The organism is Vibrio sp. V23_P3S9T160 (assembly GCF_963886625.1).
In the GTDB taxonomy this organism is placed as follows: Bacteria; Pseudomonadota; Gammaproteobacteria; order Enterobacterales; family Vibrionaceae; genus Vibrio; species Vibrio anguillarum.
In genome coordinates this window covers 25,095-38,088 of record NZ_CAWPDB010000113.1, presented here as the reverse complement: position 1 = coordinate 38,088, position 12,994 = coordinate 25,095, and the positions used below count along the sequence as shown (strand labels likewise).

The following is a 12,994-nucleotide window of genomic DNA, read 5'->3' as shown; positions in this document are numbered from 1 at the left end:
CTATATCTCGTAGTGAAATAGAGGAATTCTTTGGTTGCACCATGAGTTTTGCTCTATATAATGATTAAATTATAAATATTTTGATAAATATCAAAAAAATTGAGAGCAAGTCTTAAATTTGCCTAATTTGTGTGTAGTTACATGCATTTATCCTAATGAAACGTGCTGCGAAGATAGCTTCATTTGCTGAACAAGATTTATCTGAAGCAAGCGCATTACTGAGAATTCCTTCAGTGTGAGATTTCACGCTGAATCATGTTTATTTCTTTTTGAGGATTATTGTTGTGACACGAATTATCGTAGTCGGTGGTGGCGCGGGTGGTTTAGAGCTCGCGACTAAACTTGGTCGCACTCTTGGCCGTAAAAATCGCGCAGAAATCACATTAGTGGATCGTAAAGCAAGCCACTTATGGAAACCGTTATTGCATGAAGTGGCAACGGGTTCATTAGATGAAGGAGTGGATGCGCTAAGCTATCGCGCTCACGCAAAAAATCATCGTTTTGATTTCCAAATGGGTAGTCTTGCTGATATCGATCGTGAACGCAAAGTGATTGTTCTTAGTGAATTGCAAGATGAGCATGGTGAATTGTTAATGCCAAGTCGTGAGCTTGAATATGACATTTTGGTGTTGGCAATCGGTTCAACGTCTAACGACTTCAATACTCCAGGAGTTCGTGAGCATTGTATCTTCCTTGATAGCCCTGAACAGGCAAATCGTTTTCGTACTGAAATGAATAATGAGTTTCTAAAACTTCATGCGAAAAATGGTAACGGTACAGTTGATATTGCGATTGTTGGCGCAGGTGCAACGGGTGTTGAATTATCTGCTGAGCTACATAATGCAGTAAAAGAGCTGCGAACTTATGGTTTTGGCGATCTTGATTCAAGCAAACTGAATGTCAACCTTGTGGAAGCGGGTGAGCGTATTCTACCCGCTCTTCCACCTCGCATTTCTAGTGCTGCACACAGCGAATTAACGAAATTAGGTGTCAACGTTCGTACTGCGACTATGGTCACGCGAGCAGATAAGGATGGCCTAACAACTAAAGATGGCGAAAAGATTCCCGCTCAGATCATGGTGTGGGCTGCTGGCATCAAAGCACCGGATTTTATGAAAGAGATTGCTGGTTTGGAAACAAACCGCATTAATCAGTTAGTGGTAAAAAACACCTTACAAACCACAAGAGATGACGATATTTTTGTGATCGGTGATTTAGCACAATGTACACAAGCCGATGGTTCATTTGTGCCACCTCGTGCACAAGCAGCGCACCAAATGGCAAGCCAAGCGTTCAAGAATATTGTTGCTAAGCTTAACGGGCGTGAGCTCAAACCGTATGTTTATAAAGATCACGGTTCGTTGGTTTCATTAAGTCGTTTTTCTACCGTTGGTAGCTTAATGGGTAATTTAACCAAAGGCTCGATGATGGTTGAAGGTCGTATTGCGCGAGTCGTGTACATTTCTTTGTATCGCATGCACCAAATGGCGCTGCACGGTATGTTCAAAACAGGGTTGATGATGTTAGTTGGCCGTATTAATCGTGTGTTGCGTCCAAACTTAAAGCTTCACTAATATTCCCAGCGTACTGGCCATAAAAAAGCCTCGCCTTTGTTAAAAGGCGAGGCTTTTTTTGTCATCCCACCACCACCGCCTTGGACGGTAGTGGTGGTTATATCAAATTCAAGTTATTTAATGGTACTTGAGCGATAAGTGTTATGTGTTAGCCAACTAGGCTGAGCATTGGTTGGTACTGAGCCATCTTGGTTAATGTTTGAGAAATGGAACGAATGTTGGTTCCAAATTCTCGTTGCATTTTTCCATGGTTTATCAGCATCGGCTGACTGGTAAACATAAACACCATGGTTGATAGCTCTTTCTGGAGCATAGTCATTTGCTACGACAATAAGCGATGCATTGTTATTGCCTTCTAGATCCGCCACAACAGGGTATTCCCACAAGGTGTCAGATGAGTTTGCAATCGTTGCTAATACAGCACCAGTACGCCCATCGAGGATTCGAACTCTTAGGAAGTCCTGTACGATAACTTCATCAATGCCATCACCAGTGAAGTCATAAGCAGAGACACCAATTTTTCCACTATTAGAGTCATCATTTTTCACAGACCAAACCTTACCGCCTTGCGCATTGTACATGTCAACAGCATAGTAACCAGCGTATACGATACCCATATTCTGTATGTTGTTGTTGATTTTTTCACCCACAATAAACTGTACAGCATTCACATGCTTTTTGAAGGTGAAGATAGGCTTTGGTTTACTCCACACATTTAAGCCTACCAGTTGGGTATTGCTTGGGACTGTATATCGTTCAGTGGTTGCTTTGCTCTTCATGACAGGAACAGCATAAGGAATCGTTTTAGTTTTCCAAACAGGAGCTAGGTAAGAAACTGTTTTGGTATGCCAGCCAAAGAACCAGTAAGAAACTTGTTTTGTTCTCCACTCCAATCCAAGATATGGAACTTCTTTGGTTCGCCACTCTAATGCCGGGTATTTAAAGGCTGAATCTTTTGAACCTAACGTTATTTTCGAACCATCATTGAGAGTGAATTCCATCTCGAGTACGCCATATGTCCACCACGTTTTATATTTGCCGTAGGTTACATCGATAGAGCGGACTTTGCTTGTATCAATAGTATGCAGTGAACCGCCTTGACCACCCACCATATTACTAGCTGTTGATCCAATAGCATCAATCAGATCTCCTGAGCGGATTTTAAGTTGGTTGTCATCTGCTATTTTCACTGGATGGCTGTGATGTAGATGGGTATATCCATAAACAGGGGACTTATCGATTTCATTGGTAGAGGTTGTAGCTTTGCCTAGGAAGTTTGAAATAGCTTGAGCACCACCACCTGGATTTTCAGTATTAGTAATTTCCCATTTCACACTTCCATCACTTTCTAATACAGCAAAAGAGCTATTTTGTGATGCTGAGAGTGACGCTGGTACTGAGATAATGATCTCAGGTTTGTTATCATTATCCAAGTTAGCAACGGCTGAGAACCAAATGTGGTCGTTTGTAGGATGCTGCCAAGTAAATGCGCCATTACTTTGATAAAGAGAGCCATTTGAGAACACTTCTTGTATGCCATCACCATCCACATCCAAGCTTATAGGTGATGGAGACCAATCGTAGGTGAATAATAGCCCAGTATCGTAGTTATAGACACCATCAGCCGATAAGATCTCAACAGAAGAGTCGTTGTTGAGGTCGCTTAATGCGATATTTCCTGATGCGCCACCACCAGTTTTGGTTTTAGTAATCTGCTTTTTAATATTTCCGTTAACATCAAGGATGTTGATGAATTTGCTATCTAGACTCGTGCTAACAATCTCTACCAAGCCATCTCCATCAAGATCAGCTATAGCAGGGGAATAGCGAGCATCGGCTATAACACCACCATTATTGTATGACCAAAGTTCAGAACCATCAACGCCACTCAGGGCTCTAATTATTCCCCCTTTCGCATATTTGTTACCTTCAAAAGTAACAACGATAATATCAGCGATATCATTCTCGTCGATTTTTCCGTCACCATTATCATCATTTAACTGAGCAACGATAGGTGCCGCCATGACTTGGTTAAACTCAGGTTGAAATGAACTGCCTTCCCAAGACCATTTTAATTGTGTTTTTATCTCACTAGGATTGTGATGATGGTGGTTTGATGCGATTGCAATGTTACTTGCTGTGATACTGCCTATTGACAGTAGCCCGGCCGCACATAACGAAAATTTAGAAGTCATCAGGTAACATCTCTCAGTATGTATGTTTGTGTAAATTCGGATTTAAATTAATGTTGTTAACCAGTGCCATGCTTTACGGAAATTTTTCAAGATCTGGATTGAATATTGCACAACATAAGTTAGGAGAGATTATCAAGGCTTAATTAAAGGTATTCAATCCAATATGGTTCTCATAAATGAGAGGTCTTAAAAATGAAACGCTCATTAGTGAAATACATTACCAGTTTAACTTTTAGAAGATCACGTACCCAAACCATTGGAATGGCCTGCAGGTGGTCAGCGAACGGTCATAGATGGTTGTGTTATTGGAATGGTTAATAACAGAATAGCTCTAACCTTTAAGGATATGAAATCAGTGAGCTAAACTGTATGAGAGATGAATAAAAGAAGAAACGCCCAGGCAGGGCGCTTTGTTAGGCTTTATTCTGCAACGCGGCGAATTTGAATGATCATTCCCATTAATGGATGGTCTAGATAGTGGGTTTCGTTGCTGCGCATACGGCGTTTTTGGTCCATCCGATAGCTCTTTAAAAACTCTTCCTTTTCCACTGTTGGGGAGATAGCTTCTAGGTTTCCAAGTTGAACCTCGGCATTTTGCTCTTCAGGTGTAATGTCTAACTCTAATGGTTTACTTTGGAGCACGATTTCTCGCACACTCGGGGCTTTAAGGTCGAGCGTGGTTTCAGCATAAAGATAGTGCTGCACATAGATTTGCAATTTACCGTCGAGTTCGTAAAGGGGACTCGCGATGCTTTGTTCTAGCACACCGTTTACTGGCGATTCTTCTAGTACGGCCACTTTTTCACTGCCGTCAGTATTGAATTTAGCGGAGTAATCTTTACCCGCTTGAATATGGAAAATCGGTGCGGAAGCTCTGCCTTGATCGCCTTGACGCCAAGCCGTATGCAATAGCACTTCAAAGCCGGCGTGGTTTTTCAGTTTTTGTGCTTGATCGTTAAGTTGGTAGTCGGAAAAAGGCAGCATTTTCACGCCTTTTTCTTGGCGATAGTTTAAGTCACTAAAACTGCCCGCGCGTTGAATATTGATTTCAGGCAATGAGTTAGGCCACGACTCACTGACCTTCTCTGCATCAATTGCACGCTTAAAAATGATCACTTCTATGTCAAATTGCCGTTGTGCCAGACTTGGCATCGAAATAAGCAAAAGTAGGAGTGGGATCAGTTTTTTCATTATGGCTCCATCATTTTTTGTGCGTAATTTATGCTCTAGGCATCAGGTTTTGTTGGAATTCGCTGAGCATACTCGACACAAATTGAATTCGTTCACGTCTATCAGCTAATGGTACAGCAAACTTAAACTTAGTTGGCCCTTCCATTGCAAATTTTTTCGGTTGTGATTGCAGAAGTCTAACCAAAAAGACGGGATTAATGTCAGCATCTGGATAGAACTCAATGTAGCCGCCTTTTTCATGCGCTTCGATTTTCTTCACTTTTATACGTGCAGCATCAATTTTGACTTCAGCAACGCCGAGTAAGTTATTTGCAGCATCAGGTAATTTACCAAAGCGATCAATCAACTCGACTTTGAGCTCGGCGAGCTCATCTCGGCTAGCGACACTCGCTATCTGTTTATACATGGAGAGGCGAGTATTTACATCAGGAATGTAATCATCGGGTAATAGCGCTGGCAAACGCATTTCCACTTCGGTTTGTTCACGAAGCAAATCGTCAAGAGAAGGTTCTCTGCCATTTTTTAATGCTTCAACCGCTTGCTCTAGCATCTCCATATAGAGAGTAAAACCAATCGATTGGATCTGACCGCTCTGTTCATCGCCTAATAATTCACCCGCTCCACGGATTTCTAAATCGTGCGTTGCTAGAGTAAAACCAGCCCCAAGATCTTCAAGAGATGCAATCGCTTCTAAACGTTTCACGGCATCTTTAGTGATGGCTTTAGGATGTGGAGTGAGTAAGTAAGCATAAGCTTGATGGTGAGAACGTCCTACTCGGCCACGAAGTTGGTGTAGTTGCGCTAAGCCAAGGTTATCTGCTCGGTCCATAATGATGGTGTTCGCGGTTGGGACATCAATCCCGGTTTCAATGATGGTTGTGCAAACCAATACATTGAATCGTTGGTGATAAAAGTCGTTCATCACTTTCTCCAGCTCACGTTCACGCATTTGTCCATGGGCGACGGTAATTCGGGCTTCAGGGACCAGTTTTTCTAAATCGGCGGCCACTTTGTCGATAGTTTCTACTTGGTTATGTAGAAAATAAACCTGTCCACCGCGCATGATTTCACGTAATACGGCCTCTCGAATCGTATTGTCATCATGTTGGCGTACAAAGGTTTTGATGGCTAATCGTCGTGCGGGTGGTGTGGCGATAATCGATAGATCGCGCATTCCGCTCATCGCCATGTTTAACGTGCGCGGAATCGGCGTTGCCGTTAGCGTGAGAATATCAACATCAGCACGCATCGCTTTCACTTTTTCTTTTTGGCGAACGCCAAAACGGTGTTCTTCATCAACGATCAAAAGACCAAGATCGCTAAATTTTAGCTCGCTGGAAAGCAGTTTATGCGTGCCAACCAAAATGTCGACTTTGCCGTCGGCGACATCTTGTAGTATCTGCTTTTGCTCTTTCGCTGATTTGAAGCGTGATAAAACTTCGACACGGATCGGCAGGTTAGCGAATCGGTCTCGAAAGTTCTCAAAATGCTGCTGCGCGAGTAAGGTTGTCGGCACTAATACAGCCACTTGTTTATTGTTGTCGGTGCAAACAAAGGCGGCGCGCATGGCGACTTCTGTTTTGCCAAATCCAACGTCACCACACACTAATCGGTCCATCGCTTTTTTCTGACACATGTCCGATAGCACGGCGTTGATAGCTGTATTTTGATCATCGGTTTCTTCAAATGGAAAACCTGCTTTAAAGGTCGCGTATTGACCACGATCCAGAGCGAACTTATAGCCTGGTTTGAGCTCTCGCTTGGCGTAAACATCCAGTAGTTCCGCAGCAACATCACGGACTTTTTCGGCCGCTTTTCGTCGTGCCTTGGTCCATGCTTCACCCCCGAGTTTATGCAATGGTGCGCTTTCTTCCGCTCCGCCAGAGTAACGACTAATGAGATTCAATGAAGCGACAGGGACATAAAGTTTGGCTTCGTTTTGATACTCAAGGGTGACGTATTCGGTCATCATGCCACCCGCTTCAAGCGTCTGTAACCCGAGATAACGGCCGATACCATGATCAATATGAACAACGGGTTGCCCTGGTTTGAGTTCGGCTAAGTTACGAATGACAGCGTCACTATTGGTGACTTTACGATCTTTCTTACGGCGAAGAATGACACGGTCACCGAGTAAATCACTTTCGCAGATGAACGCTAAGTTAGCATTGTTATCGATAAAGCCGTGCTCAGATGCCCCTAATACGAGACATTGTTTTTCTTTTGCTTGGCACGCTTGCTGGAAGGTTTCTTTTTCGATAGGGCGCAGTTTTACGCGTTGCAATAGCTCTAGTAATGCTTCGCGACGGCCTTCTGATTCGACGGAAAAAATGATTTTCCCAGTGAAACTTTCACTAAATTGCCGGATGGCGGCTAAAGGCTCTTTATTTTGATGCATGACCGCCAAGTCGGGTAATGCACTGACCGTTAAATTGATCCGCCCTTGCTTTTCTGAAATCGGTTCTACACTGAGTTGGAGCTGAGCCACGTTTTTGAAAAGACTGAAAAGCTCATCTTTTTTAAGCCACAATTCATGAGGCGGCAGTAACGGGCGAAGAGGGTCAACTTTACGCTGCTGGTAACGATATTCGACGTCGGTTAAAAACTGGTCAATCGCTGTTTCGATATTTCCTACGACAATTAGTTGGCTTTCTGGCGCGATATAATCGAACAAGGTTTCGGTGTGTTCAAAAAATAGCGGTTGCCAGTATTCAATACCGGCTGGCCAAATCCCCTTTGAGACTTGCATATAGACAGATTCTGGTTCACGACGTGCTTCAAATCGTTGACGCCAGCGGGTGCGAAAATCTTCAATTGCACTTTCTGTGGTGGGAAATTCATGAGCAGGTAGCAAGCGTATCTCACTGATCTCTTCAATTGAGCGTTGATTCTCAGGATCGAAGGTGCGTATGGTGTCGATTTCATCATCAAAAAAATCAATGCGATAAGGATCGCTGCTGCCCATTGGAAATAAATCAAGAATCGAACCTCGGCTGGCGTACTCGCCTGGGCCAAACACTTGATCAACATGACGATAGCCCGATTTTTCCAGCTGAAGACGCAGTTTATCTAAGGAAAACTGGTCGTCAGTTTTAACCATCAGGGTATGCTGTAGCAGAAATTCTCGCGGCGTCTGACGCTGCAATATGGTGCTCACTGGCACAATGGTAATGCCTGTTTTCAAGCTCGGTAATTGATATAGGCGCGCGATGCGATCAGAAATGATCTCTTGATGAGGCGAAAAACTATCATAAGGCAAAGTTTCCCAATCAGGAAACAGCGCCACTTCGGCGTCACTAAACTGCTCAATTTCGTGCTGCAGCTTTAAGGCGGTTTGAGGATCAGGTACAGCCAGTAAAGTGTGGCTATTATGCTGGTTGGCCAGCTCTGCAATTGCCAATGCAAGGCTTGCACCACGTAGGTTACCAATGTGTTTTTTGTCGCCCGCGCCAGCAGGTTTAATCAGAGTCAGTAAAGAGTGTGTAGTCATGAGAACGCTTATGGTTTATTTCGGTCTAAAGAGCGTTGACGCAGCAATTTTTGCTGCTGGTACAGTGCGGCTTTAATCAAGAGATCTTGGTCAGTATCTCGCAGTAAATCGTATTTCATCGTGATGAGATAGTGTTGCTCGTCCGCTTGGCAATCAATCACCGAACTATAGCAATAAATAGCGGCTGCAGGGTGGTCCAAAAACAGTTTACAGCGGGCTTGGGTACCAATCTCTAGTGCGTTTGGATAACGAAGAGAGAAGCGACTGGCCCCAAATGTGCTGGTGATGAAGCGTGAATGTGGCTCATCTTGCTGTGATAACATAAAGGTCAGCAACAAATTCAATTTCGAATTTTGAGTATCAAGTAACTGAACGACGTGCTTGAAATCACTATTTTTCAGTTCTAGTCGTGCACTTTCGGTGAGTGCATCCAACTGGCTAAACTCACTGGCCACAATAAATGGGGCAGGAATCTCCGCTTCAAATATTGATTGGGAAGGTAGCATAAATGTGCTGTCTAAAAGTTCAATATTGGTTGTCAGTCCATAGTGAACCGTAAAAAATTCTTGCTCGGTCATAAAGGCATCCTTCTCATCGCTTTGTTGATTATCGTCATACCGGCGAACTAATCAAGGTATGTCCTTGTTATCGAGTCTATTTAACCGATTTTTGGCAAATTAAAGCTACAACCTTCCACCGTTTCTCGTTACAGTACTGAGCATCACTTTCAGGCGGTTTTTCTTATGTTTCATCCTATTTCGGCGTTCATCGGCTTGCGTTATTTACGTGGGCGATCCGGTGATAGATTCAGTCGATTTGTCTCTTATATGTCTACGGCGGGGATAACCATTGGCGTGATGTCACTGGTGACGGTGCTTTCGGTCATGAATGGTTTTGAATCCCAGCTCAAAAATAGAATTCTAGGTGTGTTGCCTCAGGCTGTAGTTTCGCAAAATGGCGATCGCACTTTGCTCACGCAAGATGTGCCTCAATTCATTAGCCAGCTCTCTAGCGCCAGAGCGGCTGAACCGATTGTACGCAGTGAAGCGGTTGTTCAAAGCTCATCGCAACTGGCCGCAGGCTTGTTGGTGGGAATTGAACCTAATCAAAATGATCCGATTGCGGCGCACTTGATTGCGGGTCAAGTGAGTGCGCTCAAGCCGGGCGAATATCAACTCTTCCTTGGCCATTCATTGGCGCGGGCGCTCAACGTGACAATTGGCGATAAAGTGCGTTTGATGGTCACTTCAGCTAGCCAATTTACCCCCTTAGGTCGTATTCCTGCGCAGCGTAATTTTACAGTCGCAGGCATCTTCAATACGGGGTCTGATGTGGATGGACAGCTGATGCTGACGCACATCAAAGATGCAGCGCGATTGCTTCGTTTACCATCAAATACTGTGTCGGGATGGCGGCTCTTTTTTGATGATCCTTTTGTGGTCGCAGACCTAGCTAGCGCACCTTTGCCTAAGGGATGGCAATGGAGTGACTGGCGAGATCAGCGTGGCGAGTTGTTCCAAGCTGTTCGCATGGAAAAAAATATGATGGGTTTGATGCTTGGGTTGATTGTGGGCGTGGCGGCTTTCAATATCATTTCCGCGTTGATCATGGTGGTGATGGAAAAACAAGCTGAGGTCGCGATTTTGAAAACGCAAGGCATGACAGATCAACAAGTACTGGCCATTTTTATGGTTCAAGGCGCGAGTAGTGGAGTGATTGGTGCGCTTGTCGGTGGTGTGTTAGGCGTATTGCTTGCCAATAACCTCAATGGATTATTAGAAAGCATGGGGGTTGCGCTGTTCTCTGTGGGGGGAACGCTGCCCGTAGTGATTAACCCCATGCAAATTATGTTGGTGGTGATAGCGGCCATCACGCTCAGCTTATTCGCGACACTGTTTCCTTCCTACCGCGCGTCATCCGTAAAACCTGCCGAGGCTTTAAGATATGAATAACCTTTTACAATGCCATAACGTATGCAAAACCTACCAAGAAGGGGAGCTACGGACTCAAGTGCTAAAAGGCGTCAGTTTTGGCATTCAAGCGGGGGAGTTAGTCTCAATTATTGGGACTTCTGGATCTGGGAAAAGTACGTTATTACACATTCTGGGTGCACTGGATGAGGCAACCGAAGGTTCAGTGTCGTTTTTAGGTCAGGATTTATCGAGCTTAAGCTCCAATAAACAAGCGAACATTCGCAATCAACATTTGGGTTTTGTGTACCAGTTCCACCATTTATTAGCCGATTTCACCGCTCTTGAGAATGTTGCCATGCCGTTGCTTATTGGTGGCCAAAAAGCATCGCGTGCTAAACAGGCCGCGCAAGCACTGTTAGAAAAAGTGGGGTTGGGACATCGTTTATCTCATCGACCCTCAGAGCTCTCTGGTGGAGAGCGGCAACGGGTAGCGATTGCGCGAGCGCTTGTTAATCAACCCGATTTGGTGTTAGCCGATGAGCCTACGGGCAACCTTGATCACAAAACGGCGCTGGCGATTTATGATTTGATGCGTCAAATGAATCAAGAGTTTGGCACGGCATTTTTAGTGGTAACGCATGATAGCGAACTTGCTGAAAAAATGGACAGACAGATGCACATGCAAGATGGTTTGCTGATTAATGTGGAGGCGCCGTAGATGTTCACCTCGCTCTCTTTAGTGATTGGTCGGCGTTTTAGCCTGGCAAAGCAGCGTAATAAAATGGTGTCGTTTATCTCGCTCTCTTCCATTATTGGTATCGCCGTGGGCGTTGCGGTGATCATCGTGGGTTTGTCGGCGATGAATGGTTTTGAGAGAGAGCTGCAGAATCGCGTGTTATCTGTCATTGCACACGGAGAGTTTGAAGGGGTTCAACAACCCATCGCAAACTGGTCGTCATTAGTCAAGCAAGCCGTGCAGCATCCAAAAGTGGAAGCGGCCGCTCCTTATGTAAAATTGACGGCGCTGGCAGAGAAAGGCGCGCAACTGAAAGCGATTGAGGTGCGCGGAATTGATCCGCAAATGGAGCGCGCCGTGTCGCGTTTATCTCAATTTGTCTCTTCCGATGCATGGCAAGGTTTTGTCGCAGGTCAGCAACAGGTCATTTTAGGCAAAGGAGTGGCGGATAAATTGGGCGCGGCAGTCGGTGACTATGTCACTTTGATGATCCCCTCTGCGAATGAGAGCGCTAAAGTTCAAGCGCCAAAGCGCGTGCGCGTCAAGGTCTCAGGGCTTTTGGAGCTCAATGGTCAAATTGATCACAGCCTTGCGTTAGTGCCATTGGCAGATGCACAAGCTTACGCCAAATTAGGAGAGCGAGTGACGGGCGTTTCTATCAAGGTCTCAGAGGTATTAAATGCAACTCAAATTGTAAGAGAGGTCGGCAATACGCTTGATCAATACGTTTATCTACGCAGTTGGCAGCAAAAGTTTGGCTTTTTGTACCGTGATATTCAGCTGGTCAGAACCATTATGTATTTGGTGATGGTGCTGGTGATTGGTGTGGCGAGCTTTAACATCGTTTCAACACTTATGATGGCGGTAAAAGATCGTGCGGCTGAAATCGCCATTTTGCGCACTATGGGCGCGACCGATGGATTAGTGAAACGAATTTTTGTCTGGCAGGGCGTTTTTTCTGGCGTATTAGGCAGTGTGATAGGTGGCGTGTTAGGTGTGTTGATTGCGTGGAATTTAACAGCGTTAATCAAAGGATTAGAACGGTTAGTCGGCCATCAGTTTTTGTCTGGTGATATCTATTTTGTCGACTTTTTGCCATCACAAGTGAACCCATCGGATGTGGTGCTTGTCTCTTCCACGGCGATTGTGTTGAGCCTACTAGCTACTTGGTATCCGGCCTCTCGGGCCAGTCAACTGAACCCAGCGTCTGTGCTTAGCGCTAAATAATCTCAACTCGGATTTTTTCGTTCATCAACATTGAGCTATTTTTAGCAAACAAAGTTTTTAGCAAACAAAAAGGACCATTTGGTCCTTTTTCAACATCATGCGACATCGTTTTACATGCTCAGTTGTATAGCCAGTCTCAATCTCTTGAAGCTTTTATCTCGCTTGGCGCTTTTGCCAGCTTCTTACGACAGAATAGCGCCATAAACCGTGAATGCCGAAGTAGCCGATTATGGCGGAGATCACTCCGCACATCATGCAACCCAAAAGGAATGGCGGACCAATGGTACTCATTTGTTGCATGATAAAATGCCAAGAGAGTTCAAAGTGAAATGGTTGTGGTGGTGTTTGCATTACCCATGCGCCAAGCTTGTAGGCGAAGTAGAACAGCACTGGCATGGTGATGGGGTTGCTAATCCAGACCAAGGCTACAGAGAGCGGTAAATTGACGCCGCACATAATGGCAAGGCCAGCGGACATGATCATTTGACTCGGAAGTGGAACAAAAGCCATGAACAAACCTACGGCGAAGGCGCCTGCTGCTGAGCGGCGGTTCAAGCACCATAAATTGGGGTTGTACAGCACATTGCCAAAAATTTTTAATGCCTTCTGACGCTTAATCACTTCATGGTTAGGCATAAAACGTTTGATGAACTTTCTTGGCATCGTGA

General features: G+C 44.8%; 9 protein-coding genes. 4 read left to right on the top strand and 5 right to left on the bottom strand.

Features of this window, described 5'->3' with window-relative positions; translation table 11 throughout:
* Positions 1-284 precede the first annotated feature (284 nt).
* Positions 285-1,574 carry an NAD(P)/FAD-dependent oxidoreductase gene (locus AACU59_RS07440; protein ID WP_026028144.1) on the top strand — a complete coding sequence of 430 codons (1,290 nt, stop codon included), beginning with the start codon at positions 285-287 and terminating at the stop codon, positions 1,572-1,574.
* 113 nt (positions 1,575-1,687) lie between these two features.
* On the opposite strand, the gene AACU59_RS07435 is transcribed toward AACU59_RS07440, so the two are convergent.
* From AACU59_RS07435 to AACU59_RS07420, 4 genes are all read right to left on the bottom strand, one after another.
* The gene (locus AACU59_RS07435) at positions 1,688-3,769 is read right to left on the bottom strand and encodes a beta-prism lectin domain-containing protein (protein WP_094145854.1); all 2,082 of its coding nucleotides are present in this window, start codon (positions 3,767-3,769) and stop codon (positions 1,688-1,690) included.
* Positions 3,770-4,189: 420 nt separating this feature from the next.
* Positions 4,190-4,960: a peptidoglycan binding protein CsiV gene (locus AACU59_RS07430; RefSeq protein WP_094145855.1), complete on the bottom strand. Its 771-nt coding sequence runs from the start codon at positions 4,958-4,960 to the stop codon at positions 4,190-4,192.
* 28 nt (positions 4,961-4,988) lie between these two features.
* The gene (gene mfd, locus AACU59_RS07425; protein WP_094145856.1) at positions 4,989-8,450 is read right to left on the bottom strand and encodes a transcription-repair coupling factor; all 3,462 of its coding nucleotides are present in this window, start codon (positions 8,448-8,450) and stop codon (positions 4,989-4,991) included.
* An 8-nt stretch (positions 8,451-8,458) separates the two neighbouring features.
* Positions 8,459-9,028 (bottom strand): hypothetical protein, encoded by a 570-nt coding sequence (locus AACU59_RS07420; RefSeq protein ID WP_017048079.1) that lies wholly within the window; start codon positions 9,026-9,028, stop codon positions 8,459-8,461.
* 165 nt (positions 9,029-9,193) lie between these two features.
* Here AACU59_RS07420 and lolC point away from each other — a divergent pair, with 165 nt between their 5' ends.
* The 3 genes from lolC to lolE are packed head-to-tail and all read left to right on the top strand — an operon-like array spanning position 9,194 to position 12,326.
* On the top strand, positions 9,194-10,402 hold the full coding sequence (lolC, locus tag AACU59_RS07415) for a lipoprotein-releasing ABC transporter permease subunit LolC (RefSeq protein ID WP_094125267.1): 1,209 nt from the start codon (positions 9,194-9,196) through the stop codon (positions 10,400-10,402).
* The gene (gene lolD / locus AACU59_RS07410; RefSeq protein WP_013856530.1) at positions 10,395-11,081 is read left to right on the top strand and encodes a lipoprotein-releasing ABC transporter ATP-binding protein LolD; all 687 of its coding nucleotides are present in this window, start codon (positions 10,395-10,397) and stop codon (positions 11,079-11,081) included. The genes lolC and lolD overlap by 8 nt, the downstream gene beginning before the upstream one ends.
* Complete coding sequence (lolE, locus tag AACU59_RS07405) at positions 11,082-12,326, top strand: lipoprotein-releasing ABC transporter permease subunit LolE (protein WP_094145857.1); 1,245 nt, start codon at positions 11,082-11,084, stop codon at positions 12,324-12,326. It begins immediately after the preceding gene.
* A 153-nt stretch (positions 12,327-12,479) separates the two neighbouring features.
* On the opposite strand, the gene AACU59_RS07400 is transcribed toward lolE, so the two are convergent.
* Positions 12,480-12,989, bottom strand: a complete 510-nt coding sequence (locus tag AACU59_RS07400) for a DUF2062 domain-containing protein (protein ID WP_010319231.1) — start codon at positions 12,987-12,989, stop codon at positions 12,480-12,482.
* Between the last annotated feature and the right edge of the window lie 5 nt (positions 12,990-12,994).